The sequence below is a fragment of the Sporomusa acidovorans genome, assembly GCF_900101845.1.
Classification (GTDB): domain Bacteria; phylum Bacillota; class Negativicutes; order Sporomusales; family Sporomusaceae; genus Sporomusa; species Sporomusa acidovorans.
In genome coordinates, this window is record NZ_FNAM01000006.1 from 17,922 (window position 1) to 42,597 (window position 24,676).

23 protein-coding genes, 1 tRNA gene and 1 riboswitch are annotated in these 24,676 nt (G+C 43.1%); of the genes, 8 read left to right on the forward strand and 16 right to left on the reverse strand.

All coding sequences use genetic code 11. From position 1 onward, the window contains the following. Nucleotides 1–141: 141 nt before the first annotated feature. The 5 genes from BLR65_RS06290 to BLR65_RS06310 form a co-directional block, all read right to left on the reverse strand. Complete coding sequence (locus BLR65_RS06290) at nucleotides 142–1,308, reverse strand: DUF3798 domain-containing protein (protein ID WP_093793344.1); 1,167 nt, start codon at nucleotides 1,306–1,308, stop codon at nucleotides 142–144. Between the two features lie 376 nt (nucleotides 1,309–1,684). Next, the gene (locus BLR65_RS06295) at nucleotides 1,685–3,034 is read right to left on the reverse strand and encodes an amino acid permease (RefSeq protein ID WP_093793345.1); all 1,350 of its coding nucleotides are present in this window, start codon (nucleotides 3,032–3,034) and stop codon (nucleotides 1,685–1,687) included. Between the two features lie 182 nt (nucleotides 3,035–3,216). Then, nucleotides 3,217–3,999, reverse strand: coding sequence for an ABC transporter permease (locus tag BLR65_RS06300; protein WP_093793346.1), 783 nt, complete (start codon nucleotides 3,997–3,999; stop codon nucleotides 3,217–3,219). Next, nucleotides 3,992–4,576, reverse strand: a complete 585-nt coding sequence (locus BLR65_RS06305; RefSeq protein WP_211285288.1) for an ABC transporter ATP-binding protein — start codon at nucleotides 4,574–4,576, stop codon at nucleotides 3,992–3,994. The genes BLR65_RS06300 and BLR65_RS06305 overlap by 8 nt, the downstream gene beginning before the upstream one ends. A gap of 339 nt (nucleotides 4,577–4,915) precedes the next feature. Then, complete coding sequence (locus tag BLR65_RS06310; RefSeq protein ID WP_169717085.1) at nucleotides 4,916–7,375, reverse strand: PAS domain S-box protein; 2,460 nt, start codon at nucleotides 7,373–7,375, stop codon at nucleotides 4,916–4,918. Between the two features lie 305 nt (nucleotides 7,376–7,680). Here BLR65_RS06310 and BLR65_RS06315 point away from each other — a divergent pair, with 305 nt between their 5' ends. Further along, nucleotides 7,681–8,817 carry an ABC transporter substrate-binding protein gene (locus BLR65_RS06315; RefSeq protein ID WP_176772703.1) on the forward strand — a complete coding sequence of 379 codons (1,137 nt, stop codon included), beginning with the start codon at nucleotides 7,681–7,683 and terminating at the stop codon, nucleotides 8,815–8,817. Nucleotides 8,818–8,883: 66 nt separating this feature from the next. Here BLR65_RS06315 and BLR65_RS06320 read toward each other — a convergent pair whose 3' ends face one another. After that, the gene (locus tag BLR65_RS06320; RefSeq protein WP_093793350.1) at nucleotides 8,884–10,521 is read right to left on the reverse strand and encodes a bifunctional diguanylate cyclase/phosphohydrolase; all 1,638 of its coding nucleotides are present in this window, start codon (nucleotides 10,519–10,521) and stop codon (nucleotides 8,884–8,886) included. 362 nt (nucleotides 10,522–10,883) lie between these two features. Here BLR65_RS06320 and BLR65_RS29550 point away from each other — a divergent pair, with 362 nt between their 5' ends. Beyond that, nucleotides 10,884–11,051: a hypothetical protein gene (locus BLR65_RS29550; RefSeq protein WP_169717083.1), complete on the forward strand. Its 168-nt coding sequence runs from the start codon at nucleotides 10,884–10,886 to the stop codon at nucleotides 11,049–11,051. Between the two features lie 83 nt (nucleotides 11,052–11,134). Next, nucleotides 11,135–11,446: a hypothetical protein gene (locus BLR65_RS06325; RefSeq protein ID WP_093793351.1), complete on the forward strand. Its 312-nt coding sequence runs from the start codon at nucleotides 11,135–11,137 to the stop codon at nucleotides 11,444–11,446. Between the two features lie 59 nt (nucleotides 11,447–11,505). Here BLR65_RS06325 and BLR65_RS06330 read toward each other — a convergent pair whose 3' ends face one another. After that, a complete protein-coding gene (locus BLR65_RS06330; protein WP_093793352.1) occupies nucleotides 11,506–12,681 on the reverse strand; it encodes an MFS transporter in 1,176 nt (391 codons plus the stop codon). A gap of 258 nt (nucleotides 12,682–12,939) precedes the next feature. Between BLR65_RS06330 and BLR65_RS06335 the strand changes: the two genes are divergently transcribed. Continuing rightward, entirely contained in the window at nucleotides 12,940–14,046 is a 1,107-nt protein-coding gene (locus tag BLR65_RS06335) for a DUF362 domain-containing protein (protein WP_093793353.1), read from the forward strand. 26 nt (nucleotides 14,047–14,072) lie between these two features. Here the strand turns inward: BLR65_RS06335 and BLR65_RS06340 are convergent, their stop codons facing one another. After that, nucleotides 14,073–14,450, reverse strand: coding sequence for a hypothetical protein (locus BLR65_RS06340; protein ID WP_093793354.1), 378 nt, complete (start codon nucleotides 14,448–14,450; stop codon nucleotides 14,073–14,075). A gap of 335 nt (nucleotides 14,451–14,785) precedes the next feature. Between BLR65_RS06340 and BLR65_RS06345 the strand changes: the two genes are divergently transcribed. Continuing rightward, entirely contained in the window at nucleotides 14,786–15,313 is a 528-nt protein-coding gene (locus BLR65_RS06345; protein ID WP_093793355.1) for a hypothetical protein, read from the forward strand. 219 nt (nucleotides 15,314–15,532) lie between these two features. On the opposite strand, the gene BLR65_RS06350 is transcribed toward BLR65_RS06345, so the two are convergent. Both BLR65_RS06350 and BLR65_RS29555 read right to left on the reverse strand, forming a co-directional pair. Further along, nucleotides 15,533–15,964 carry a hypothetical protein gene (locus BLR65_RS06350; protein WP_093793356.1) on the reverse strand — a complete coding sequence of 144 codons (432 nt, stop codon included), beginning with the start codon at nucleotides 15,962–15,964 and terminating at the stop codon, nucleotides 15,533–15,535. A gap of 88 nt (nucleotides 15,965–16,052) precedes the next feature. Further along, nucleotides 16,053–16,138, reverse strand: a riboswitch (cyclic di-GMP riboswitch). A 95-nt stretch (nucleotides 16,139–16,233) separates the two neighbouring features. Next, a complete protein-coding gene (locus BLR65_RS29555; protein ID WP_169717082.1) occupies nucleotides 16,234–16,380 on the reverse strand; it encodes a hypothetical protein in 147 nt (48 codons plus the stop codon). 987 nt (nucleotides 16,381–17,367) lie between these two features. On the opposite strand from BLR65_RS29555, the gene BLR65_RS06355 reads away from it, so the two are divergent. Then, nucleotides 17,368–17,625, forward strand: coding sequence for a DUF4405 domain-containing protein (locus tag BLR65_RS06355; RefSeq protein ID WP_093793357.1), 258 nt, complete (start codon nucleotides 17,368–17,370; stop codon nucleotides 17,623–17,625). Between the two features lie 310 nt (nucleotides 17,626–17,935). Here the strand turns inward: BLR65_RS06355 and BLR65_RS06360 are convergent. After that, nucleotides 17,936–18,014 (reverse strand) — tRNA-Arg (locus tag BLR65_RS06360). 349 nt (nucleotides 18,015–18,363) lie between these two features. Here BLR65_RS06360 and BLR65_RS06365 point away from each other — a divergent pair. Then, a complete protein-coding gene (locus tag BLR65_RS06365; RefSeq protein WP_093793358.1) occupies nucleotides 18,364–19,422 on the forward strand; it encodes a two-component system sensor histidine kinase NtrB in 1,059 nt (352 codons plus the stop codon). A gap of 190 nt (nucleotides 19,423–19,612) precedes the next feature. After that, nucleotides 19,613–20,374 carry an MORN repeat-containing protein gene (locus tag BLR65_RS06370; RefSeq protein ID WP_169717081.1) on the forward strand — a complete coding sequence of 254 codons (762 nt, stop codon included), beginning with the start codon at nucleotides 19,613–19,615 and terminating at the stop codon, nucleotides 20,372–20,374. A gap of 7 nt (nucleotides 20,375–20,381) precedes the next feature. Here BLR65_RS06370 and BLR65_RS06375 read toward each other — a convergent pair whose 3' ends face one another. The 5 genes from BLR65_RS06375 to BLR65_RS06395 all read right to left on the reverse strand — a co-directional run bounded on the left by BLR65_RS06375 (nucleotide 20,382) and on the right by BLR65_RS06395 (nucleotide 24,671). Then, nucleotides 20,382–20,717: a branched-chain amino acid transporter permease gene (locus tag BLR65_RS06375; RefSeq protein ID WP_093793360.1), complete on the reverse strand. Its 336-nt coding sequence runs from the start codon at nucleotides 20,715–20,717 to the stop codon at nucleotides 20,382–20,384. Beyond that, nucleotides 20,714–21,412, reverse strand: a complete 699-nt coding sequence (locus tag BLR65_RS06380) for an AzlC family ABC transporter permease (protein WP_093793361.1) — start codon at nucleotides 21,410–21,412, stop codon at nucleotides 20,714–20,716. Before BLR65_RS06380 ends, BLR65_RS06375 begins: the two co-directional genes overlap by 4 nt. A gap of 12 nt (nucleotides 21,413–21,424) precedes the next feature. Continuing rightward, nucleotides 21,425–21,895, reverse strand: a complete 471-nt coding sequence (locus BLR65_RS06385; RefSeq protein WP_281241500.1) for an Lrp/AsnC family transcriptional regulator — start codon at nucleotides 21,893–21,895, stop codon at nucleotides 21,425–21,427. Nucleotides 21,896–22,172: 277 nt separating this feature from the next. After that, a complete protein-coding gene (locus BLR65_RS06390) occupies nucleotides 22,173–22,463 on the reverse strand; it encodes a hypothetical protein (protein ID WP_093793362.1) in 291 nt (96 codons plus the stop codon). Between the two features lie 87 nt (nucleotides 22,464–22,550). After that, nucleotides 22,551–24,671, reverse strand: a complete 2,121-nt coding sequence (locus BLR65_RS06395) for an RNA degradosome polyphosphate kinase (protein WP_093793363.1) — start codon at nucleotides 24,669–24,671, stop codon at nucleotides 22,551–22,553. Nucleotides 24,672–24,676 lie beyond the last annotated feature (5 nt).

Below are 24,676 nucleotides of genomic sequence, written 5' to 3' on the forward strand. Positions count from 1 at the left end.
CATCCCCCTGCGGCTATACATTCAAATCCGTCTTATGCATAGCAAGGTTGCTTATTGAACAGCAACCTTACCATACACAAAACATTCAATTTTTCCACGAATCAGCGGCCGCCACTATTCCCGCTGAATCTTAAGTACCGCTTATAACGTTACATAATCAATAAGAATGAGGTAGAAGTTGTCCAGGGTAGTCTCTTTGCCTGATTTATCAGTAGTCTTAAGAAGTTGTGCTTCAATCTTGGTGCCAGCGGCTTCCGATAACTTCTTCATGAGAACTTCCTTGTTGTTTTTCTCTTTGAATTTACCTTCAGCCCAGTCTTTCGAATATTCTACACCGGCTTCAATGAAAGACATATTAACAGGTACCGGCCAAGTGGAGAATCTGCCTGTTCCGTTTTTCTCAGCAATCTTTGCTTTGATTTGTTCTAAAACATAGGAAACATCGCCGGCCTTTTCTGGAGGAATTTGAATGCCAAGAGCTCCCGGATAGCCGTGGAACGGGCTGGGACAGCACTGCTGCGCGTCAAGGCCGCCGGCATCCAGCGTAGCTTTAATCAACGGCTCCTGCATGGCGCAATTGGTATTAAAGAAGTTAGTATTTTTACCAAATTCGTTAACCTTTCTCGGAACATCTTCCAAGATAAATTGCTGCGCTCCCGGCACACCGGCATCACCTAAAGGATCAGGAGCGGTTGCGTCAATAAACTTTAACCCTAATTTTTCAGATTCAACTCTCATGATATCTCTTCTTTGTGCAAGCAACGGATATGACATATGCCGCGGGAAAGAATAATGCACTAATGTCGTTGCCCCCAGCTTTTTAGCTTGAGCCGGTATGGTTTTGCCCATAGCCAGTTCATCAACATTGAGAATAACGTCCGCTTTTTTCGCAACCATATCCGGATCTTCATTGGGGGCACCGGCAATCAAAAGCATGTCCGGCCTAACTTCTCTTACTTTTTCAAAGGCGGCCGCACAACCCGGAACAGCCGGACACATGATGATGGCTTTACAATCAGGATCGGCAGCAAAAGCCAGCATATTGGCAATGGTCGTCTCTTGCTCTTTCATAAAGTTGTCAGGCGTAGTCTTAAATAAGATTACATCCTTTCCATACTTCTTAACCATTTTTTCTGCGGCACGGTACTCCTCCTCATTTTGAGCAACAGTAGTTGTCATAATACCAATTTTAATCTTTTGGGGAGCATCTGCTTTGGCAGCGTCTCCCGCTGTCGTTGACTTACCACATCCCGTAAACACAACAAGCAGCAGCATTGTGAAAAGTAGTAAGAAACCCTTTTTCACCATCAAATCTCTCCACCTTTTCATATTAAATTTAGTAAAAGAAGTTTCCCCCTTGAACTACCAAGTATTCCATATTTATCCAGTTATTACCTAATATTAACATGGAAATATTAGGTTGGTCAACTATCAATTTTATAACCATGAACAAAAATTGCCATTTTTAGCAATTTTATTTTATATAACGACCGTATTTTTCATATATATAAAATCTTGAATTAATGCATTTTTTTGTTTAATGTATGCTGTATTTATAATAGAAAAGAGCCAGAGCTCCACCTAGGGGATCACTCTGGCTCAGAGAATTGACTTGCTTTAATTATACTCAATTTGTTCTTTGTACACATTCACAAACAACCAATTGGACCTGCCTGCTTCACCACTAATGCTTTATCTTATAGCCAATATATAAAATCAACAGCCATACCGGCGCAACATACAACGAGTAGCGCATATCAGGCATAAATGCCATGATAATGACAACTAAGACTAAAAAGGCCAAACTCAGGTAAGATGCAAGCGGGTATAACGGCATTTTGAACAATACCGGCTCCTTTACCCGCTCCTGATACTGCCGAAACTTAAGCTGCACAATTAAAATAGTTGCCCAGTTGATCACAATAGAAATCGTTGCCAGGGCCATAAAATACAGAAAAACCTTTTCCGGATCGAGGTAACTGATTAACACCGTAAGCAGGGTAATAACCGTTGAAACCAGGACTGCATTGACAGGCGCACCCGCTCCATTCAGCTTACCTAAAAATTTAGGCGCATTTCCCTGTTTAGCCAAACCGTACAACATTCTGCCGTTGCTATATAAGGCGCTGTTGTATGCTGACAAAGCGGCCGTAAGAACTACAAAATTCAGCAAGTTGGCGGCAGCCGGAATACCCACATACGAAAATATCTGTACAAACGGACTGCCTGCGGTCCCGATTTCATCCCAGGGGAATATCGACAGAATAACCGTCATCGCCCCAACATAAAAAAGTAAAATTCGCCAAACCACCTGGTTAATCGCTTGCGGAATGGATTTATTGGGCTCTTCGGCTTCGCCGGCGGTAATCCCTACAAGTTCCACACCACCAAAAGAAAACATAACCAAAACCAGTGACAGGACCACCCCATGCAAACCGACGGGAAAAAAGCCGCCATGTGTCCATAAATTGCTGATGCCAACAGGCTGACCCCCATTGCCGACACCAAACACAATCATAGCAATTCCAAATAGAATCATGCCGATAATGGCCAGCACCTTGATAATAGCAAACCAAAATTCAAATTCGCCGTAGGCTTTTACATTAATCACATTAATTAAAGTAACAACAATCAGGCAGACCAGTGCCGAAACCCAAGTAGGAATATCCGGAAGCCAATAATTAATATAAGTACCAATTACCGATAGTTCCGCCATACCAACTACCACATAGTTAAACCAGTAATTCCAGCCGGCAATAAATCCCGGAAGATCTCCCCAGTACTGATACGCATACTGGCTAAACGAGCCTGATACCGGATGAGCAACAGCCATCTCTCCCAGTGCCCGCATAATAAAGAAGATGACAATACCACCAATTAAATAAGACAGTGTAATGGCCGGCCCGGCCATTTTTACCACACTGGCAGACCCATAAAACAAGCCTGTACCAATGGCGCCTCCCAGCGCAATCATTTGGATATGGCGATTTTTAAGGCCGCGCTGGATGTGCTGATCCGGATTACGAGTATTCATACCTTTCCCCCTTTTCACATACAAGTAGTGTTAAACAGTTTTGCCATTTTATTCTTTCCCTGGTTTGCCCAATACTATCTCACTATTATGTGTGCAATCCGAAAACTCCTGCAAAATTTATACTAATAATAAACACAAAGATAATCTATAGCGTATCCAACTACAGCTTTCCTTGCAGGGTGTTAGGCTTTTAGCCGGTTATCCTTCGTAAAAAATGTCTTGTATCCCAGCATAACAAACAAAATCGTCGTTAATGCCGTGCCACCTAAGATTGCCAGCATAATCCCAATCTGATACTTAATAGCTGTAAGCGGGAAAGTTCCTGAAAGAATCTGACCGGTCATCATCCCCGGAATGGATACGATTCCCATAGTGAGCATATTATTCATCGTCGGCAGAAGAGCGCTGTCAAAAGCATCATTAAGAATTTCTCTTACCGCCTGAGCCGGTGCTGCCCCAAGCATAAGCGAGCTTTCAATCACGACCCGTTTTTCCTCTATAGCGCTACACAATTTATTAGCTCCCAACGCAACACCTGTCATACAATTACCCACAATCATGCCGGAAATGGGGATAACATACTGAGGATTAAACCATGGCTGCACTTGCAATACAACGATAATAAAAAAAGCGGCCGTGGCCAGGGAGCCACACACCATTGATACCGCAATCATTCTTTGCAGTTCTGTCGACATGGTAATCTTTACACGCTTGACTACGTTATAAATCGCAAAAGCAACCATGATGGCAATCATGATGAATGTGAACCACCAACTGGCATTCTCAAACACAAACATCAGAACATAGCCCATGATCGTAAGTTGCAGCGTCATGCGCACAGCAGCAATTATGATTTGCCTTTCGCGTTTAATTCCCCTTGTTTTAAATATCACCAGGATAACAAGAATAAAGATATAAGCAATTAAAAGTTGTATAATGGACAAATCCATAATAGAATTATTCATGGTAAGCCTCCGTAACCCGCCCGCCTTCCATGCGAATAATCGTCTGCGGAAAGCTTTGGGCAATTTGCTCGGAATGAGTAACCATGACCATTTGCTTATTTTTACGTAAGACAAATTCTGTTAAATGTTCAATAATAAAACGTTCTGTATTTTTATCCAAGGCGGCGGAGGGCTCATCCAAAAGATACGTGTCAGCATCCATAAGCATAATGCGTGCAAGGCATAAGCGTTGTTTTTCGCCGCCGGAAAAATTATGGCAACTATCGGCTAACTCTTTATCCAATTCCACCCATGCCAGACTTTTTCTCAGGTCTTCATCACTCGCCGGCGGTCTTTGCGAAAACTGCAAACCAATTTGCAGATTGTCGGCAACGGTCCCACTGTAAATCACCGGCATTTGTCCCAGCATAACAACATTACGACGTAATTTTATCGTATCCATTAAGGCAATATCCTGCCCATTATATAAAATCCGCCCCTCATCCGGCGCATTCAGACGGTTCAGCATCCTCAGCAAAGTGGTTTTGCCGCTGCCTGACGGACCCATAATACAACTTATAGGTCTACTAATTGTCAAAGAGACAATCTCCAGTATTCTCTTATATCTCAGATTTTCCACTATGAACATAGATTCCCTCACTTCTTCCTTTCCAACACTAATTTACCGGAGGTAGTTATGGTAGTCAGCAAGCTGTCCCCCCTATTATAGCACGTTGACAACAAGCCTTGCTTTCCGAAAGTGATTTCTAGGTCGTTACAGGCAAAACAGCAATTCGGAATGCCGCCCGCTTAGTTATCCCGTCTAACAGAGATCGAAATAAGAAAACTGCCGACAAAAAATTTGTCGACAGTTTTTTATGTGCGATTAATACCAACATGTTGCCGTCAAGGCAGTATATAACCTTGCTTGCAGCTATCAGCAAGGAAAGCTTATGATGAACGTCGTTCCCTTTGAGCTTGTTTTAGCCTCGATACCGGCTCCATGTCTCGCGGCAATTTGATAACAGATTGACAAACCTAAACCGGTGCCACACTCCTTTGTCGTCACAAAGGGAGTACCAAGTTTGCCCAGAACTTCTGCGGGTATACCCGAACCAGTATCGCTAATCGTCAACATTATCGTATCTTTGGCAAAATAAGTTCCGATAGTCAATACCCCATTTCGCTCCATTGCATCCAAACCATTTCCTACCATGTTTAAAACTAGCTGCCGTATTTCCTTCTCATCAAACACACTATTCGGTATTTCACCTAACTTTATCTCAAGCTGATGTCCCTTACGAAATGCTTCTGCCTGCAATATGGGGAACAGAATTTGTACTACATCGTTTAAATTACCCTGTTGCTTTTCCATTGATTTATTTTTGGCAAGCGATAGAAATTCCGTAATGATCGAGTTTGCCCGGTCAAGTTCCTCAATCATTGTATTGAAATGGTCATAATACCGGGAAAATGCTTCCTTTTTCTGAAAAAACTGCAGATACCCCCGTACTGTCGTCATGGGATTCCGTACTTCATGGGCGATGCCGGCTGCTACCTCCCCAATTGCGTTCAGGCGGTCCAAATGTGCCATTTTGCTTTCAATAACTTTACGTTCCGTAATATCGTTCAAATAGCCATGATAATGCGTCACCGTGCCTGCTTCATTGCGCTTTATAACTGTAAAATCCAGAAACCAGCGGGGTTCGCCTTTGGCGGTAATGAGGCGATATTCCTGTTCGAAACAGGTGTCTTTCTTTTTAACATGCATTAAAATTTCCGTCTCGGTCTGTTCAAGATCGTCGGAATGAATGATTGATTTATAACTAATTTTTCCTGAAAGAAAGCTAGCTGTCGAATATCCTAGAATCTGAACGACATTGGGAGATATGTATTCAACAGGCCAGTCCCCGACATTCTTCCATAGCAGGACAATGGTAGGCCCCCCTATAAAGAGACTGCGTTCCGCCCGCAAAGTCTCTTCTATATGCTTTCGTTCTGCAATCTCCCGCTGCAAGGCCTGATTGGTTTCAGCCAAGGCTGCGGTGCGCTCCTCTACTCGCAGTTCCAGTTCGTCGTAAGCCTTATTAAGAGCTTCTTCCGTTTGTTTGCGTTTCGTAATATCCTGCATACTGCCATCATAAAACAAAATCTGGGCATCGCCATTCAAAACCGGCCGGCAACTCACTCTCACCCAAAGGACCGTACCGTCATAGCACCGCAACTGGATCTCAAAATACTCCTGCCCCACCTGCGCTGCGGCAGACTGCCATTGTTCGGGTGACAAATAAAAAGAACGGGAGTTGGCTCTCAACAGCGTTTTCTGGTCAGGAAAGCGCAGCATTCGGGTACAGGTCAGATTGGCATCCAGTATTTCCCCGTCTATACCAACACGAAAGAGTCCTGTGGGCACACGCTCAAACAAACTCCGGTAGCGTTCTTCACTTTCCTGCAAAGCAGCTTGCCGCGCCTGCAATGCGCCGCTCATGCGCTGAAAGTCATTGGCCAGCTTGTCCACTTCCGCAAAAGCGTTCGTCATAGCCGTGACGCTCTTAGCCCTGTTATAGTCACCGATTGCCAAATCATGTGTGCTTTGACTCAACTGAACCAACGGAACAACGACATGCCGCCGCAGTTGCTTGCGCAAATTCCAGACCAGAGTCAGCCATATACCAAGAGTTACCAGAATAGTCAGAAAAAAAGTAATCATATACGGTCTCAGCAGGGCAGCTAACGAAATTTGATCAATAATCGCCCAGCCGACCCGTTTTACCCTGGTGGCACTGCTCATAAACTTAGTTCCCATATCGTCATAAACCAGTGTTGTGTCCCGTTCCAGACCACGGCGAAATATTTCCAGATACCCCATGTTAGTTTGCTGCTTAACTAATTCTGTGTCAGGGTGAGCCAGTAGTGTTCCTGATTGATCCAGGACAAAAAAAGAAGCCTCGCCATAGGTCCCCTTTTCACCCGCTATTTCCTGTTGAATCGCTCCAAGGCTCAATTCGCCAACAACGCACCTGTTCCGGGAAAGATGCCTGATGAGGTAGACGGTTGGGTTCCCGGTGCGCAGCGAAATAAACGGTCGGGAAATTACAACTCCATTCAGACTGGTTTCCTGAAATTCCGGTAAACTGGACATATCTAAATCTATATACATGGGGTCGGAAGGTACCATCAGCACAACCTTGTGTTTTTCATCTAAATAGTAAATGGTATCAAAATGCTTGTATGCTTCCCAGGAACTCTTCAATAAACTACTCACTCCCAGCGGCCCGGCAGGCTCGGCTACCCGGGCTACGGCATCCAGTATTTGGGTACCTTGTTCCAAATGCCGGTCAACCATTCTTGCCATAGCCTTCACTACTTGCTGTTGCTGATAAATAAGAGTTTGCATTAAAAAATAACCCACCCCACCAATTGCAACAATCCACGCGATTAGGAGCGGAAAAAATAGTCTCCTTCTGACAAGCTTCAATAACATATGGTTAAGGGTGGGCAATTCTTTCTTTTTCACTGAACATCCCTCAATGCATAAGCAATTAAATGCACCTTCATTTATATTCCTTTTAATCCAGAAAAATCCTGCTTTTATGACAATATAAGGCCTCCTCGCAAAGGAATTATCTGTGAAAAATCGAATAGTACAACAAAATAGCGCAAAAGGAGGGGATAGCGATCAAGTTCAGCCACCAAACCGTATTGTCATGGCTGCGAATTGGCTTTGTACTTTTACTACTTGGTACATGGGTTTTTTATTTGGCAGGCTATATAAAAAAAGAACCTGTCCGTCTGGGACTTGTGGCTACCTTATCAGGTACCCATGCCGAACTGGGAGTACAAATCCGCAATGGAGCCCAACTGGCGGTAGAAAAAATTAATGAAACCGGCGGCATAGCCGTACGGCCTGTTGAACTGGTCATCTGTGATGATCTTGGTACGCGCGAGGGTGCTTTAGCCGCTGATGAAAAATTAATCACTGCCGGAGTAGCTGCCATTATCGGACATAGTACAAGTGCCCAAACCCTGACTGGTCTTACAATAACCGGTCCGGCCCACATCATAATGCTGGGACCGTCCATCTCCAGTCCCATTTTTACCGGCAAATCCGAGTATTTTTTCAGAGTACATCCCTCTTTTCTTGATGGCATGCAAGGATTTGCCCAACACATTTACAATCGCCAATTGACGAAAATAGCTATTCTATATGACATGAATAATGCCGCTTATACGGAAACCTATCGTACCGCCTTTACTGATAAGTATCAGCAGTTGGGTGGTACTATCGCGGGTGAAGCCGCTTTTTCATCAACAGTTAAACCAGACTTTAACCCGCTGCTCGTAAAATTGCACGAAAAAAATGCCGACGCCCTGTTAATCATTGCGGCTGATATCGACACAGCGATGATTGCCCAACACGCCCGGCTAATGGGCTGGAAAATACCCCTGTTTGCCGCAGCCTGGGCGCAAACAGAGACCCTTATCTATCATGGCGGTCAGGCTGTGGAAGGAATGGAAATCGAGCAAGCTTATACCCTGACCAGTCAAGACCCCGACTACCTGGATTTCAAGCAGCGCTATCAGGACCGTTTTGGACGCTTTCCCAGTTTTGGTGCGGCCTACGGCTATGAAGCCACCATGGTATTAGCTGCCGCCCTGCACAAGACGGGCGGCAAAACCAAGGGATTAAGGCAAGCCCTGCTGGAAATCCGGGATTTTAAAGGCTTAACCAACAACTTCTCTTTTAATCAATACGGCGATGTGGTGCGGCCAATTTACTTAAACGTTATCCGCAATGGCAAGTTCACCTATCTTGATACCCTGACGCAGGGACAATAACCACCACAATCTAGAGAACCGCGTCCAAAAGGATTTCCATTGCACCTTTTGGACGCGGTCTCTAGATTAATGACTATTCCACTTAATTGTAGTAAAAATATGGACCAGCGCAGGATCAAATTGAGTACCGGCATACCTTTTCAATTCTTCGATTGCCTCCGCATGGCCCACTGCCTGCCGGTAAGGACGGTCACTGATCATGGCATCATAGGCGTCGGCGATAGCCACAATACGGCATTCCAAAGGTATTGCTTCACCCTTAATTCCCAGCGGATAGCCCCTGCCGTCCCACCATTCATGATGTTTTAAAATCCAATCCGCAATCGGCAAAAGATCAGTCGATGTCTGCGCAATCCGGTAACCGATTTCACAGTGTCTTTGTATCTGTTCCCGTTCTTCCCGGGTCAACGGTCCGGGCTTATGCAGTATGTGATCGGGAATGCCAACTTTTCCAACATCATGAAACTCGGCAAATAACTGAATATCGGCAATCGCCGATCCGGGTATGCCTGCTTTACGTGCAAAATTAGCTATCATATTATGCAGCCGTTCACCATGAATACCGGTATCGTAATCGCGCGCCAGCAACATCTTTTTAAGAGTCTGGATAATCGATCCTTCTGTGGCAGACTGGCGATAAAGTTTTTCCCGGTACATTTTATTGTCAGCTTCCCGCAGAAGATCACGTTGCGGCCTGTTGGCATCTAAGGAATACGCGTAACCAACCGACATTTCCAAGGGGATGATTACTTCCGCCGTTTTTTCGTTCTCCACGCGGATATTTTTACGAATACGCCGGTAGATGACCTCCATATCATTTCTGGCAACTCCGCGCACGATTACGGCAAATTCATCGCCGCCAATTCTGGCAATTATGCTATTTTCGCCAAACGATGCCTGCAGAACTCTGGTGGCATGAATCAGCGTCGCATCTCCCTGTTCATGGCCCAATGTGTCATTTATGAATTTTAACCGGTCAATATCTACCACAAATATGCCGATGCCTTCTTCCTTCTGTTCAATACAAGTGACTTCCCGCTCGAAATAAGCCCGGTTATAAACCCCTGTCAAAGCGTCATGATAACTAAAGTACACCAGATTTTCCTGTGCCTGCCGGCTTTCAGCCAGATAACATTTGGCTTTTTCATGTTCTTGATTGTAATGTTTCAGAATAAGGACGATGATGATGGTATTAGCCATAATGGTAGTTATCAGCCCGACAAAGATGTCAATATATCTCTCGGCGATGCCGGAATAGCCGGTAATAAGGCCGGGGTTGTTAAACTCAAGAAATATAAGAGTACTGGCTATTACAATAAAATACGCTATTAGCAGCAATCTGCGCAATCCCCAAAATACGGTTGCTCCCACCGTAGAAAACAGTATGATATAGAAAGGAATGCTCCCCGAAATCCCACCATTAAAAATCCAGGATGCCGGAATAATGAGAAAGACCGCACCAATCAAAAGCCATGTTGTCATGGCGTATTGTTGCCTCACAACAGACAAATAGTAAAGACCTGCCATTACAACCGCACTGATGACACAAGTTAGCACCAGAAAGCAGTCCAGACCAAGAAAATAATTGGTAACAGCACTCCATAGAGCGATAATAAATCCAAAAATCAGGGCAATGTTAAGCAATCTATGTTCCATTGAAAATTCTTTTTTAGCACCAATGAACTTATAGAACTCAATTCCCACTAAAAACACCTGCCTGAATATTACTTACCAATTCAGAGTACGCTGCAGTTCGACATACGCGTTGCATTCCCCTGCCACGATTTCGGCGCGCGACCTGTCATCCGGACCCTATTGCCAATCAGAATACGGCTAGTCAAAATAAAGGTCTTTTAGTAACCATGCTTTTAGACGGCGGCTTGTCCACCGCAGTGCGCTCCATAAGCAAGTATAATCTTCACTGCCGCCAATATTCCCGGTGGGTAAAACCTCTGTAAGCGAACCGGTTTGCTATTCATATTCTCTGTTCCGGACAAAAAAAGCCAAAGTAAAATGTAGTGTTTTAATCGCCCGGTGTGGTCATACTAGCTTTAGGAGGTGATTTTGTGAAAAGTTCCGGCAGCTATGGTGAAAAGTATGGTAAAACGTTACCCCGCGCAGAAGCTAAATTTATTACCGGTAATGTTGGCGTTCAGGAAAACCCTGACGCACCACCGGAAAAAAAAGAAAACCACACCATCGAACCGCCTAAAAATTCAACGCAGCATTTTTAAGTCGGCATCAGCCGGTCTTTTTTAGTTAAACAATATATCAATGAAGTTCATTGATATAAACTAATAATCCAGGAGATGTTTTTATGGTGAATAAAAATACCGGTCATCCAAATGTGGAAAATTCGGATAAGGTTTTTGATACCGACGGTATGGAAGCATCGCTTACGCAAAGCAACCTTACACAATCCTTTGACAATGCCCAAGAAAACTCAGCCCAGAATAACAAAAGTTCATCAGATGCCAGTCTGGATCATAAAGCTGACGCGATTATTAATTTAAACGGAACACCGGAATCGGCGTCAACAGGCACTGCCAGAACGGCATTGATGCAAAGCGACCAGCAAGGTCATACCTTCCAGGTAGATAAAGATTCTCGAATTACTACCTACCGATAGCTGGCCAACAGCTTACAGCCGGGAACGGCTGTCCTTACCATGATCCTTTTCAAGCCAATTTATTCGGCCAGCACGGTTTTCTGCCGGCATATAACATAGTAAAGCCCAGTGGCAACACAGAGAACCGCAGCAGCAAACATATACATGCCACGGTAGCCGGCGTGGGCAGCCACTACACTAAGCAAAAAAGAGCCAAGCCCCACACTAATATCCAAAGCTAAAAAATAAGTGGCCGTAGCTACCCCTGCCCGCTGTCCGGGCGAATTCTGGATAGCGAGCGTTTGAAAAGCGGGACTGAGCGCCCCAAAACCCATGCCGACAATAATCCCCGCTGTTAAAAAGCCCGGCAGTCCCTGAATATGGCTTAAGCTAAATAAGCCAAACAGAAACAAGCCAAAACCCGGGTAAATGACAGCACTTGCGCCAATTTGGTCAAATACCCTCCCCACAATTGGCCGGGTCACCACAATCGCTAACGCAAACACAGCAAAAAAGGCACTGGTGTATTCTGCGAAGCCAAGTTGTTTGGCATATAAAGGACTAAATACCAGCACCCCCGCATAGGCAAAAAATACAAGCCCCCCCATTAAGGCCATCGGTATAGCCTGGGGTTCTACGAAACTATTGCCCGCGGGAGGTTCTTTTTTTGTTTCTGCTACCTTGCTAATTTCAGCTGACAATTTGTTCTTAGTCCCGCACCAGAATGATAATATTGCCAGAATAACACAGCCTGCAAAAACTGCGTTAAATGAATAGTGACCAATGATAATTAATCCAAAAAAAGGCCCCACTACCATCGCTAAATTAGAAAATACGGCAAAATACCCAATACCTTCTCCTTTACGTTGCTGCGGAAGCACAAGCGCCGCTATCGCCGCTACTGTTGTGGTGCCGGTTGCAAATACAGCCCCGTGGAGTAAACGTATCGCTAATAAAAATTTCAGGTCTCGTACCGCTAAATACATGACACTAACCAATAAAAATAATCCTGACGACACTAACAGCATTTTCCTTTTATTAAATTGGTCGATCCACCTGCCGGCAAGGGGACGGCAAAGGACAGCGCCGATCTGAAAAAAGGTCATCGCCAAGCCTGCTTGCCAGGCATTACCCTGCAAGTTGTCGAAAACAAAGACCGGCAGAACGGCAATAAGGGCATAGTGCGTCATATACTGAAAAAAACTGCTGAAGCTCATTCCCAGGAATTCCTGAGTCCAAAGTGGTTGTTTTTGCATACTGTCACCTATTCTTTAAAAGCAATAAGGCCCGTAAACTAACGTCTACGAAGCCTGTTGGCATTATTGTATAATATTATTATCATAACAACTATTCGCCTGCTTGTCAAAGAATTGGACAAAAAACAGTCATGCCGCCGCTTTACTATGCCCGGATTCTATCTGTTCGCTTGGCTCTATTTATGGTATAGTAATAAGCAAATACTATCCATTATTAAGCTTAATTACTATACTCGTGTCAACAGGAGCAATCATACTGTGGAAAAAAATGAAATTCATATTATTTATGGTACTAACCCCCGTAACATGGTCTATGACGTCCTTACCCAAGCTCACATAGCGGCTAAACTCAGGCCAGGTATGCATATTGGCATTAAGCCTAATCTTGTAGTAGCCAAACCGGCCGATTCTGGCGCTACCACTTCCCCCCAGGCCGTCGAAGGCGTAATTCAATACCTTCAGGATAATGGGATAGAAAACATTACGATTATGGAAGGTTCCTGGGTAGGCGATAGCACCAAACAAGCCTACAAAGTGTGCGGCTACGCTGCGATTGCCAAAAAATATAACGTTCATTTAGTTGATCTAAAAGATGATCAGTTTAGCAAAAAAACAGTGGGCGACTTGGAGCTAAAAATATGCAATCAGGCACTTTCAGTCGATTTTCTTATCAGTATGCCTGTGTTAAAAGCGCATTGCCAAACCTTAATCACCTGTGCCCTAAAAAATATGAAGGGCTGCATCCCTGACAGTGAAAAACGGCGTTTCCATAGCTTGGGCTTACATAAGCCGATTGCCTATATAAATAAAGCCCTTGCCCCGGATCTCATTGTTGTCGACGGAATGTGCGGCGACCTTACTTTCGAAGAAGGCGGCAGCCCCGTACAAATGGACCGCATTTTTCTCGCTATGGATCCTGTGTTAATGGATACTTACGCCGCGTCGCTGCTAGGCTACGCGAAAGAAGAAATTGATTATATTGCTATTGCCGAAAACATAGGTGTAGGCTCCGGCGATCTTTCTCAGGCCAAAATCTATGAACATCATGTGGAAGCTAAAAATAATCACACGTTTCGGCCATCCAACCGGGCCAGGCAGCTGGCAGCAGGAAGAGTAACCGCGCAGGCAGCTTGCTCTGCTTGTTACGGCAGTTTAATTCATGCCTTGCAGCGTATGTCGGAGAACAAGACACTGCCGGCAGTCAAACAGCCAATATATATCGGCCAGGGCTTTCGGGGAAAAGCACGGAACGGCCTGGGTATTGGCCAATGTACAAGTAAATGCCGCCAATTTGTGAAAGGCTGCCCGCCTGCCGCCAAAGATATTGTTGATTTTTTAGAAAATCCCCATTTTACACCAAACTGACTGTTTGGTGTTTTTTACTTTCTAAATTACTTCTTCTTTTTCTCTTCATCTGCCCATTTAATAGCGGCTTCATAAATACAGTCATGCAGATACTGTTCACTTATTTTCTTTTGACTATACGTCCATACCCAGCGAGTATTATCCGTCATTTGCAACTTTCCGGCTGCATCATATAAATTATTTTCCACCAGAGTAATCGTTTTTTGGTGCCGGGCTATCTTATAAGTTTTTATATTATAGGGATGCCCCTCATGGTCCTGAACTTTCACTTTGGCAACAATATTGGAATAACCCTCAACCGAAATAATCGTATTATACGTCCCAACATCAACAGGATCATGAGCAGAAACAGGCAAAATGCCGACTAAAGCCACCAATAATAATCCTAATAAAATTTTTCTCATAACTTCATGCCCTCCTTAGCTGACTTTATTACCAGTATTCTCCACACCCAAACCATATCCTGCAAATAAATAAAGCCCCGCAAAAAAACCTTACTTATGCACTCCAATGTTTGACATGCTACAATAATTATGGTATTCAGAAAAAGTCAGCCGGGACGGCTGGCTTTTTCATTTACTAATTGCCCCGGCATTTCATAATCTAATTCCGCTTCTTTTCTTCGCTTCACACAAATGAGATTTTGCCGCATAGTAACAACTTCATAGTCTTAATTTCGTATATCTTTCAGATTTAAAGTTCAACCTAAAAATAAATCGTATAGTAAGGAGTGAATACTTTGAGTAATACCGTATTACTATGGTTAATGTTTATTGCTGCCTGGCTAACTCTCTTTTTTATGAAAAAGGAAGAAATTAAACGATGGTTTCCGGTTGCTTTGGCCGCCGTAGTAACAACAACAATAATTCATGACGCCGGGACAGCTTTGGGGTTATGGGCGACAATCCAAGCGATTTTTCCGTTCAACGAAATGCTGCCATATTATTACGGTACAATGCCGGTACTAACCATGTGGGTTTTCAAATTTACATATGAGCGATTTTGGATATATATGCTGGCAAATCTAGTTCTGGATATAGGCTTTAACTTCTTCTTACTCAATTATTTCCTGCCAATTAGAGGGATATTCGAATTTTATATTCACCCTTTATACTCACTGCCCATTACTCTCGGGCACGCCGTTATTCTCTATATCTATCAAGTCTGGCAAGACGACGCTCTACTGAATTCCAAAACTATAAAAAATATGAACTTACAACCCTCTGCGGCCAAGCCGTTGCTTTATGACGATAAGAAGCAAAAATAAAGAAGTAAGAAAAAGAGACGCGCACGCTTCACACCCTTTCTCTTGGCTAACAGTAGGTCCTAGCCCGTTCGGGCTTTCTTCCTATAGATGCGTCCATGCTGGGCACACGCAGAAAAATACGCTAAGTCAACGCAACCTTTGGCTTAGCGTATTTTTTTGGTCCAGTTTCCATTTGTACTGATTGCGTAATAATGATCGAAGGTTGTCCTGTGGCGCGACTTAAATGGCATCACTAATATGCGATTTCCGGTCCTTGATTGTATCCAGAAAAAACTTCCTGTCTGCTAAATTATCACCAATAAATTTTTCCTCATAAGGTACAATCGCAATTCTTTTCCCTGCCGTGTCAATAAAATTTAATCGATCTATCCCCCATGATGTCCCAAAATAAGAAGCAATTTTTGACTGTATACGAGATGGATCACCAGATTGAAAATCATTGTCCATGTTATATACTTTTCCGCTTTTCTCGAAAGAATCCAAGAGATCTCTAACCTGACCAACTAACTGTAATTTCTGATTATGCATAGTCAATTCCGTACTGTGCAAAGTTTGTTGATATAGTATAAAAATTCCAGCGCCGCCAATAATTATTCCCGAAACAACTAGATATACAACGAGTAAACTGACAATTTTGGCCTTTATTGACATAATTATTCCTCCAAGTATCCTAAATGATTGTCAAAATATAAAATCCAATTTTCAAAAAAATGCCTGGCTGCATCACAAAACTATTTGTGAAAGCAACCAGGCAGTCATAGATTTTCTTTCCTTAGACCCACGGCTTTGCGTCCTTATTTTTCAATAAATTAGCTAATTATTTACAATTAATATTGCTATAATTATTCTCCATTAACTATCTAACAGAAAGCAGTAACAAGCACCATCATACGCCAAGGACCGAATTTATTATCACCTACTTATAAGTAATGCTTAGAAGATCTATGACTTACCAATCTTTCATCATTTTCTTGTTCAAGCTGTAATAAAATACTTGGCAATTGATCTAGTAGTTCTTTTAATTCTTCTTCCGTCATATTGAAATTAAAATTATCAGTACTCTTCATTGGTTTCCATCCTTTTAATCAAATACTGGTGGCTATAAATACCCCCAAAAATGGCATGTATCTCACGTTATACCGCAACGTCTCTTTCAAAAATGTTAACTTTTTCTATCATATTACAGCAACCGTCATAATCAGTCAAGACTTTCAACCTAATTAGATAGGACTAAAGCACTAATATGTACCTTGTTTATTTTTTAATAATAATTATTCTAATAACACAAAAAAAGGCTCATATCAAATTCTGCCCCCTAACTAATAACTATTTACCGAACTACGATTCATGTGTGTCTATTGATTCTGTTCTGGAAAAATATTAATAGTGAGAACGGGTATGCTCCTGTTTCAGTACTAAATAAATCGCTACCCCCAGTCGCTGGCTGAGAGATAGGCTAATATCGTCAAAATAAAAGCACCCAGCAGTATGGCGGTTGCTGGGTGCTTTTCATAGGAAGAGGAATATTGTGAAGAATATTTCATGTAAGAGAGATAGGTTTAACTAAATAATACAACTAAACGCTAATTCCATTGTTAAAGATTTGTAAAAATATTATTAAAGAAAAAAATGCCCACAGCGAACGACCATTTACTTAGCGGTGTAACACAGAATGAGGCATCCTTGTTATGTAATGCCTCATTCTGTGTTTCTTAATATCTCGATGTGGTTTGGCTTTAAGGAAAACTACTTAACAGGTCGGGCTACACTCATCTTCACAACAGCAGAACAGCAAAAGAATAATGATAATTATTATAAAGCAACCAAAGCCGCCTCGACCTCCAAAGCCGCCGAATCTGCTAAATCCCATATGTGTGCCTCCCATCCATAAAGTAAGGGGTATATTATAATCTATGAATAGTTGAGCAATTTTGCTACAAAAAAACGTTCATTTCGTTATTGTCACTGCAAGTTTTCCTAAATTTGTTTTTTGTCACATTTTTGACATATTTATCAAGTATAGTTATGTCAAAAATTAATATGGAGGAATTCTTATGCTTTCAAAACCTGAAAGAAACTATTATTTAAATATCACATTACTATTACTTGGAGCAGTAAGTGTCCTTACAGGAATTGCAATGTCGATCAATCTATCATACTTCCTGCCATTTTTATTGGCCATGCACATCAAGCTCTTACATGAATGGGCAAGCTATTCCTTAACGGTTTTAGTCATTCTTCATCTCATATTTCATCTAGACTGGTTCAAAGCAATGGCGAAAAAAGAATTCGATATATCCAAACATCAGTAACCTGAGAGCAGCATGAGGCTGTTCTCTTTTTGTTTCATATCTCAATTATTTGTCGGTTTCCATGTGCGAATTACATCGTTCCCTAAACTTCTCCTGATCCTCCGACAGTCTGCCAGTCAGCGTCTTGATCTCAATATACACTGTCCATCCTTCTTTCAACGCCGTTAGTAAAAAGGATAATGATGATCCAGAAAAAAAATAGCAGGCTCGAATTTATCGAACCTGCTAACAAAATTTCGCATGTTGCTCCGGGGTTGTCCCACCCCTTAGACGCGGTTGTGATTGCTCCAACCCGTCGATCCTAATTTTATGGTGCGCCCGGAGGGACTCGAACCCCCGCAAGACGCGGTTTAGGAAACCACCGCTCTATCCACCTGAGCTACGGGCGCATATATTGTACACTATAAAATATCTGTATCTTGGTCCAATTTCCTACCTACATATTATATCATGTCTGCCGTTAGAAAATCATCTTATTAATTTGCAATATTAATGACAGATCGGATAGGCAGAAAACTAACACTATTGCTTGAGATAACGATAAATAGTATAGCATTTCGGATGTAGCGTGTCAATTGTAAGGTAGTGGAAGCAACCGAGTAGGCAGTATGGTTTTCCAAACATTTTATTACTATATTTAGTATAATAACTTATTTTTTACATTAATGGAATAATTTTAAAGGGATTGTTCTGTTCCTCGTAGAACATACTCCATATATTTTATGCGAGGATTTTGTTATGCGCTCAATAGAGACTTTGGATGAATTATTCTTAAAAGTTTTTATGTTCAACCCATGTCCTATGGCAATTAGTAATATAGATGATGGTAAATATATCGCAGTAAATGATGCTTTACTATACATACTTGGTTACAATAAAGAGGATGTCATCGGAAAAACATCGCTGGAATTAGGTATTATGGATAATAGCGATCGAAAAAAAGCGATCCGGCTAATGAAAAGCCAGGGTCGCTTGCGAGATTTCGAAATTCTGATTAGGTGCAAAAACAACAAGCCCATTCATGGCATCTTCAACGCGGAGTTCATCACCATTCAGGGTCAACCCTATCTGTTATCCGTAATGACCGATATTACAGTCAAAAAACAGCTTGAACAGGATTTCATCTACCTGGAAAAACTAAATTTAATCAGTCAGATGTCGGCAGGAATAAGCCATGAAATTAGAAACCCAATGACAACCGTGAGAGGCTTTTTACAGTTTTTTATGCAAAAACCGGCCTATGCGTATCACAGAAATTATTTTGAGTTAATGATCAGCGAATTAGATCGAGTAAATGCCATTATTTCGGATTTTTTATCAATAACAACAAGTGACCCGTTAAATTCGGCCTATACATTGCAAGATTTGCAAGAATTATTAGAACAATTAAGACCAATAATCGAAGCCAATGCATTGGAAAAACGCAATCGAATGCTCTATTGTCTTGCGAACACACCCAAAATAATGATTAATGAAAAAGAAATTCAACAAATAATCCTTAATCTTGTTCGCAACGGCTTTGACTCCATGCCGGTTGGCGGCACGCTTATCATAAAAACCTTTCTTCAGGAAAATCATGTTGTTTTAGCCATTCAGGATCAGGGCAAAGGCATTGACAAAGCGATCTTACAAAAGCTCGGCACTCCCTTTCTAACGACCAAGGACTATGGGACAGGCTTAGGGTTGGCCGTATGTTATGGAATAGCCCATCGCCACAGAGCTAAAATTAACGTAACCACAAGCCCGCAGGGAACAACTTTTGAAGTTCACTTTCCCCTGGCTCAGTCTGACGAATAAATTGCCACGGTGTTCAGACATTGTTAACTCGGTTTCAAATCAGCCAAGGCAGCAGCTACTAAAAAAAGCTGCGGCCTTGGCTAAAAAAAGGAGTTTCTTGTTGCCGTAACCGTGGTGAGTCGACCGGAAAGGATTTTTAACAGCCATCGTATAATAATTCTACTATATGCTACTAAAGGAGCTGCGATCTATGCGAAAAAAAGTTATACTGTCTCCGGGAATTATTGTATTACTCCTATCGTTTCTATTCTCTGCAGGCAATATTGCCCACGCCGAAATCAAGACCATCTTTGCGGAGGGAATAGCGCGCGTCGGCGAAACTGAAACCGAGGTTCAGGCAAAGCAACGTGCTTGGCTGGATGCACAACGGCAGGCACTGGAAGAAGCCGGAGTTGTCATTGCCGGCAGTACAACGGTTACTAATCATGAATTGGTTGATGATTGGATTCAGAGTGTGACCATGGCCAAAGTGGAAACCAAGTTATTATCAGAAACCAGGTCCTTTGAAAATAACCTGGTTGTCTACCGCGTTAAGCTGGCCTGCAGAATTAATACCGACGATATTGCCAGCTTAAATGCCGAGCTCGAAAATATCGCAATCGGAAAACATAGGCCGTATGAACCCGGCAAGCCACCTGCGACACGCTCCTCGGCACCAGTGGCTGAGCGTGTAAAAGATTTTGCGCTGAAAAACGGTTCTCTCTACACAGGCACATTAGCAGACGGACTGCCTGACGGCCAGGGCGTAATGCTTTATCCTGACGGTGGAAAATATGAAGGTGCTTTCCGTAAAGGTCTGCGGCAGGGCGAAGGGGTTATGACCTGGGCCAACGGTGACTGTTACCGCGGCCATTGGCTAAAAGACATGCGCACAGGAAGAGGGGAGTTTGTCAGTGCCCAAGGCAACCGGCAAACAGGTCGCTGGCTGAATGATCTTTTTTATGAAGAATAACAACTTTTCATACAAATACGAATTGAACTAAGGCCATATAGAGTATTGTACCGCCGCCAATACTAAGGAGTACGCTGCCTTTTCGCAAATGCAGCAATACAATACAGCCGATGGCAATTAATTCGGGAATACCATAAGGAGCCGCCTGCGCCGAGACATTTTTTAAGCAGTAGACAATAAGCAAACCAATCGCTGCAAAAGGCAGCACTTTGCCCAAATAGAGTATATATTTGGGCGTTTTTTTATTGTCCGGAAACAAGATAAACGGTAAAAATCTAGTTAAAACGGTTCCCAGAGCAACTACCGCAATGATAATTAAAGACTGCTGTATCGTTAACGTCATTGCACGGCTCTCCTTTCCAGCGATTTTTTACATACACTCAAAACCAAGACAATGGCAAGCATTGCCGGAATAATAAAATTATTGGCTCCGAAAACCAGTAAACAAACCGCTGAAGAAGCTATGCCGATGATTGCCGGACCGTGGTATTGTTGAGATTTCCATTGCTCGATGAATATCACCACAAATAAAGCCGTCATAACAAAGTCAATTCCCTTGGCATTAAAATCCACCAGCGTACCCAACAAAACTCCTAAGACTGAACCGGCTACCCAGTATACATGATCAAGCAATGCAATAAAAAAGGCAAACCAGCTTCGGTCCACCCCCTTAGGCGGTTCTGCCGAACAAAGAATAGAAAAGGTTTCGTCCGTCAGTCCAAAAGCCACATAAGACTTTTTCCGGCCGATTCCGTTCAGCCGGTTTAGCAAAGAAATACCGTAGAATAAATGTCTGGCATTTACCACCAGGGTAATGATAAACGCATACAGCGGATTAAAAGCAGAAGTCAGCAGGCTGATGGCTACGAACTGCCCCGCCCCTGCGTAAATGATCGTACTCATTAAAATAGCCCAGCCGAGTGAATATCCTTTACTGCTCAACAATACCCCAAAAGCCGTGCCTAAAAAAATATACCCCGTCAACACCGGCAGGGTATGTGGAAATGCCGCCTGTAAAGCTGCCCGTTTTATCCCCATTGTAGCCCTCCGTTATTCCTGTTCAACTGGTATGGATATCGTCCTTTTTTCCGTACTCATGACAATACTGGTCTCTACCCGGTTGACTCCCGGTATCGCCATCAGCGAATCGATAACAAAGTCCCGGTAAGTCTTCATATCTTTAGCGACAATTTTTAAAAGATAGTCGTGATTGCCTGTAACCGTATAGCACTCCAGTACCTGGGGCAAGCGATTAATCTGCGCAACAAAAAAATTCGCGGTTTCCCGATTAAGCGGTGACAAATTTACTAGAATAAACGCCAGTGTTTCTATCCCCAGTTTTTTTTCGTCAACAACTGTGGTAAATTGCTTGATAACACCAAGCTCCTTTAGATTCCTCGTTCTTGCCAGACAAGCCGAAGGAGATAAACCAATTAATTTCGATAAATCTAAATTAGATATTGAAGAATCCTCTTGTAATGCCTTAAGGATAGCTTTATCATAATTATCTAATACAATCATAATATAATTCTCCATTTTAGCATAATAGCAAAATAAAATAACGTTATATATATATAATGCTACATTTTATACTGTTCTGTCAAATATTTTATCCACATAGTTAACATGAACAGTTATCCACAGTTATAATGCTGATATTTAGGGTATTTTTTACCCCCGTTTTCCGTTTTCCCCACAGCAATCCACTAGTTTATCCACATTTTAAGGTGTTTTGGGGATAACTTTGTGGATAACTTTGCGGGGTAGTACCTAAAAAAAGAAAAAGCGTGACAAATTGTCACGCTACCGGTCGACTCCAGTCGACATGTACACCTGTTTTTTCCCAGATGCGGGTAAGTGCTGTCTTAAAGTTCTCTACACTTTCACTTGGCCGAATCGTTACTTCTTTGAAATCCAGCAACCCCTCACCAGGTATCCGTATGACGTGTTCAGACGCCATATAGTTTTCGATAATTTGGCGAGTTGCCGGATCATCAAAAACGACCTTTATCGTTTTATTTGCCTGATCATATTCGATATACCCGCACTTATTATTATGCTGCACCGCTACTTTGTAGTTTTCTTGCATCCTGTCGCCTCTTTTCCTAGAAACAAATTATTACCACTACCGTGAATATTATACGGCCATTGTCAAAATCCTGCCAGGGTTGTTTTTTTACTCTGCCCGCCGATAGAGAGGCTTAAGACGCTGCTCGATAGAGATGTCCGGTTCCCGAGCCGCTGTTTGGGCCTCAGCATAAAATTCCATTTGTGAATTGACCGCTTTGCCACGTTTATCCACCCGGCGATATGTACCATCCTTTTTCATTATATAAGCTTTTTGGTTATCTTCCAGCGTAATATCCAAAATATCCTTGATGCGTGCAATCTGTCTCGTGTCCTCAATCGGGAAAAAGAGTTCCACTCGTTCGTTGAGATTGCGCGGCATCCAATCGGCACTGGATAAAAATACCCGCTCATCACCACCGTTGCTAAAATAAAAGATACGGTGATGTTCCAAAAAACGGCCAACAATACTACGCACAGAGATGTTCTCACTGACGCCGGGCACTCCTGGCCTAAGTACACAGATTCCGCGAATAATCAGGTCTATTTTAACTCCTTGGCAAGAAGCCTCATACAGTTTAAGCACGATATCCCGATCCACAAGGGAGTTCATTTTGGCGATGATGCGCCCTTTTTTACCGGCTTTGACAAACTCCATTTCCCGGTCGATCAGTTCTTTTATTTTTTCCCTCAGCCCCAGCGGCGCCACAACAATTTTATTCCAGACCGGCGGGTCCGAGTAACCTGACAGTACATTAAAGAAAGCTGATGCATCCGCTCCGAACTGATCGTTGGCCGTAAACAGGCCCATATCGGTGTAAATCTTGGCGGTAGCGTCATTATAATTGCCGGTTCCCATGTGGATATACCGTTTGATGCCGTCCTGCTCCTGCCGGACCACCAATATCATTTTCGCGTGAGTTTTGAGGCCTACCAGGCCATAGATGACATGGCAGCCTGCTTCTTCCAGCTGTTTGGCCCAAAGGATATTATTTTCCTCATCAAAACGGGCCTTTAATTCCACAAGCACGGTAACCTGCTTGCCATTTTCCGCAGCCTGTGCCAGCGATTTCACAATCGGCGAATTGCCACTGACCCGGTATAACGTCTGCTTGATAGCCAAAACATCAGGATCACAGGCCGCCTGCCGCACAAATTCCACCACCGGCTGAAATGATTCATAAGGGTGGTGCAGGAGGATATCCCGCTCCCGGATAGTGTCAAACAGATTGGTCACGCCGATTAGCTCCCGGGGTATTTGAGCAGCCACCGGACAATGCAGTAAGTATTCAAGACCAGGTATGTCGCTGAACTTAAAAAAGCAGGTAGTATCCAGCGGTCCGTTTATCTCGTAAATATCCTGCTCTTCAATGTTGAGATTATGAACTAACAACTCCCGTAGCGGCCGGTTGTTGGTTTTACCGATTTCCAGCCTTACCGCCTGACCGTGTTTCCGCTGACGCAGGGATTTTTCAATCTCTGCCAGCAAATCTTCGGCATCTTCCTCATCAATGGACAAGTCGGCGTTGCGGGTAATACGAAACGGCACAACATCCTTTATCGTATAGCCATGAAAAAGTTTTCCACAATAGCGTTTAATAATATCCTCCAGAAAAACAAACTGGCGCTTAGTGCCATTGGACGGCGCTTCAATAATACGCGGCAGTACGGCTGGCACCTGAATAACCGCCGCATGGTCGTCGCTCCGGTCCTGACACAAAAGTACGGCAAGATTCAAACTGCGATTGGTCAAAAAGGGAAACGGGTGGCCGGCATCCACTGCCATCGGCGTAATAACCGGAAAGATCGTATTGTCAAAAAAGTTTTCTATCCACTCCTGCGCCCACTCATCCAGGCTGTTACTATCACAAAAACAAATATCGGCCTCTTCCAGTTCAGCCTGGATATTTTTTAAAAACCGGTATTCGAGTTTCACTAATTCGTGTGTATCCTCGGCAATGCACACAAGCTGCTGCCGTACCGACAAACCGGCGGCATCCACTTTATTTACACCGCTCTCCAATTGGTGTTTAAGACCGGCTACCCGGATCATAAAAAACTCATCCAGATTGGAACTGCTAATGGCAATAAATTTTAACCGTTCCAGGAGGGGCTTATGCTTGACATCGGCCTCTCCCAATACACGCCGGTTAAACTTAAGCCAGCTCAGTTCCCGGTTAAAAAAGTAGTCTGGATCATCAAATCTATGGTTGTTTTTGGCGTTTGCCATGATGT

Coding starts and splice junctions, on each gene's coding strand:
- BLR65_RS06290 (WP_093793344.1), bottom strand. CDS start 1,308: ATGGTGAAAAAGGGTTTCTTACTACTTTTCACAATGCTGCTGCTTGTT.
- BLR65_RS06295 (WP_093793345.1), bottom strand. CDS start 3,034: ATGAATACTCGTAATCCGGATCAGCACATCCAGCGCGGCCTTAAAAAT.
- BLR65_RS06300 (WP_093793346.1), bottom strand. CDS start 3,999: ATGAATAATTCTATTATGGATTTGTCCATTATACAACTTTTAATTGCT.
- BLR65_RS06310 (WP_169717085.1), bottom strand. CDS start 7,375: ATGCAAACTCTTATTTATCAGCAACAGCAAGTAGTGAAGGCTATGGCA.
- BLR65_RS06325 (WP_093793351.1), top strand. CDS start 11,135: ATGGTGAATAAAAATACCGGTCATCCAAATGTGGAAAATTCGGATAAG.
- BLR65_RS06330 (WP_093793352.1), bottom strand. CDS start 12,681: ATGCAAAAACAACCACTTTGGACTCAGGAATTCCTGGGAATGAGCTTC.
- BLR65_RS06340 (WP_093793354.1), bottom strand. CDS start 14,450: ATGAGAAAAATTTTATTAGGATTATTATTGGTGGCTTTAGTCGGCATT.
- BLR65_RS06350 (WP_093793356.1), bottom strand. CDS start 15,964: ATGTCAATAAAGGCCAAAATTGTCAGTTTACTCGTTGTATATCTAGTT.
- BLR65_RS29555 (WP_169717082.1), bottom strand. CDS start 16,380: ATGAAGAGTACTGATAATTTTAATTTCAATATGACGGAAGAAGAATTA.
- BLR65_RS06355 (WP_093793357.1), top strand. CDS start 17,368: ATGCTTTCAAAACCTGAAAGAAACTATTATTTAAATATCACATTACTA.
- BLR65_RS06365 (WP_093793358.1), top strand. CDS start 18,364: ATGCGCTCAATAGAGACTTTGGATGAATTATTCTTAAAAGTTTTTATG.
- BLR65_RS06370 (WP_169717081.1), top strand. CDS start 19,613: ATGCGAAAAAAAGTTATACTGTCTCCGGGAATTATTGTATTACTCCTA.
- BLR65_RS06375 (WP_093793360.1), bottom strand. CDS start 20,717: ATGACGTTAACGATACAGCAGTCTTTAATTATCATTGCGGTAGTTGCT.
- BLR65_RS06380 (WP_093793361.1), bottom strand. CDS start 21,412: ATGGGGATAAAACGGGCAGCTTTACAGGCGGCATTTCCACATACCCTG.
- BLR65_RS06385 (WP_281241500.1), bottom strand. CDS start 21,895: ATGATTGTATTAGATAATTATGATAAAGCTATCCTTAAGGCATTACAA.
- BLR65_RS06390 (WP_093793362.1), bottom strand. CDS start 22,463: ATGCAAGAAAACTACAAAGTAGCGGTGCAGCATAATAATAAGTGCGGG.
- BLR65_RS06395 (WP_093793363.1), bottom strand. CDS start 24,671: ATGGCAAACGCCAAAAACAACCATAGATTTGATGATCCAGACTACTTT.